Origin of the sequence: Pseudoalteromonas piscicida (assembly GCF_002744175.1) — a bacterium.
Lineage (GTDB): Bacteria > Pseudomonadota > Gammaproteobacteria > Enterobacterales > Alteromonadaceae > Pseudoalteromonas > Pseudoalteromonas piscicida_B.
The window spans coordinates 1-1,494 of sequence record NZ_NKHF01000167.1; the positions used below are offsets into that span (position 1 = coordinate 1).

Sequence of the window (1,494 nt, forward strand, 5' to 3'; positions counted from 1 at the left end):
TGGTTGAGGTTTTGGATATTCTCAGGAGCTTGTACCATAGGATCAGCTTGTAAAAAGCGTCCTAAGCTCGGGTCGTAAATTCGTCCGCCATTTATACCAAGCCAACTTTGTCCATTCGCTCGTGACCTGTATAAGCATCGGCTGGAAATGCAGCAGATGCCGATGTGAAACCGACTGGAGTGAGCTTTACGGCGGCAATTAACCTTATCGACATTCTGCTTAAGAGGCCAGCTAGGTCCCGATGGAACACTTCCCGTCAAGCTAAAGCAAATACGTAAGGGCATCAGCCACTTTATATTGCCAGCGAAAAGAAAGGACCGAAGCTTCCGCGTTCAGTCCTCTTTGTGCAATCCTAGTGTCCGTTTAGGTATAAACGATTACGCTTATCCGAGCGGCATTATGCAAGGCCTTTTCGATCATTGGCAATTTTTATTCGAAACAACAAGCTCGTTGGATCTAAAAACTTTAAAATCGAACGGGTAACTATTTATATAAGAAGAAAATGTTAAGTATAGTATATAACTTTTAGCTGATTTTAATTCAAACGATGCTTCATAAAAAACATTAAATTTTCGCTTTGAGTATGGAGGTAAAACTAAGCTTGACATAGATGCATCACTCTCATAACCAAGAGTCTTGCTCTTTTTAGCGTGCACCCAACGAGTGTAATGCTTTGAATAAGAGCCCTCCTGAATCACTTTGACAGCATACGAATCCCAAATACCGAGCTTGTCATTTTCACTTTCTATATTTACATAAGTTCCACTCATATTGTAAAAGTTTAAGCTCAGAAAACCCTTACCCTCTGAGCAGGACACCTCAATATCAACCTCATTATACAACTCACTACTATGTTCAACAGCCATGCTAAACATAGTGTAAGATGATAAAATAACCCCTCCCAACATAATCAATTTATTCATCACTTATAACCTCTTATTTTGAAGCACAAAATCAAGTGAATAGACATTTTTATAGAGCAGCTCTATCTAATCTTTGACTTTTTAATGCCTGTATATCCTTATAAAAAGGGCAATATCGAGCATTACTAGCTCGATCTCTAACCTCTCCTAATTTCAGATAATAAGTACGACACTCATGGGATCGCGTAGAAGAGGAAGGCGACTGCTGAAAGTGGTACACTCTACTCACCAAAGAAACAAACTGTACTACCATGAAATATCAGCAGTTGACAGAGATCGGAAGATATCAGATTTCTGCATTATTGGAAGTAGGTTGTTCTGTCTCCAAAATCGCCAAGAAAGCAAAATTACCATCGCACTACCGTTTATAGAGAACTAAAAAGTATAAAATTGACGGGTTCTATTGCCCTGGCTCTGCGCACGTTATAGGTATGAAGACACGCAAAGCAGCAAAGAAATATTGAATCCTAACAAGTAGCTCCTAAATATTGACAAATAGGTACTGATAAAGCGGGTGCTATTAGATCAGACAAGAGGCGGGGGTTAAATCCTTTTTACAAAGTGCGATCCC

The 1,494-nt window shown here is 39.6% G+C and carries 1 protein-coding gene and 1 pseudogene; one reads left to right on the forward strand and one right to left on the reverse strand.

Going from position 1 to position 1,494, the window contains the following annotated elements; genetic code table 11:
• Positions 1-149: 149 nt before the first annotated feature.
• A pseudogene (locus CEX98_RS22310) lies at positions 150-356 on the forward strand (IS4 family transposase); the annotation flags it as partial.
• A gap of 60 nt (positions 357-416) precedes the next feature.
• On the opposite strand, the gene CEX98_RS22315 reads toward CEX98_RS22310, so the two are convergent.
• Positions 417-923, reverse strand: a complete 507-nt coding sequence (locus CEX98_RS22315; RefSeq protein ID WP_099644141.1) for a hypothetical protein — start codon at positions 921-923, stop codon at positions 417-419.
• Between the last annotated feature and the right edge of the window lie 571 nt (positions 924-1,494).

Coding starts and splice junctions, on each gene's coding strand:
- CEX98_RS22315 (WP_099644141.1), bottom strand. CDS start 923: ATGAATAAATTGATTATGTTGGGAGGGGTTATTTTATCATCTTACACT.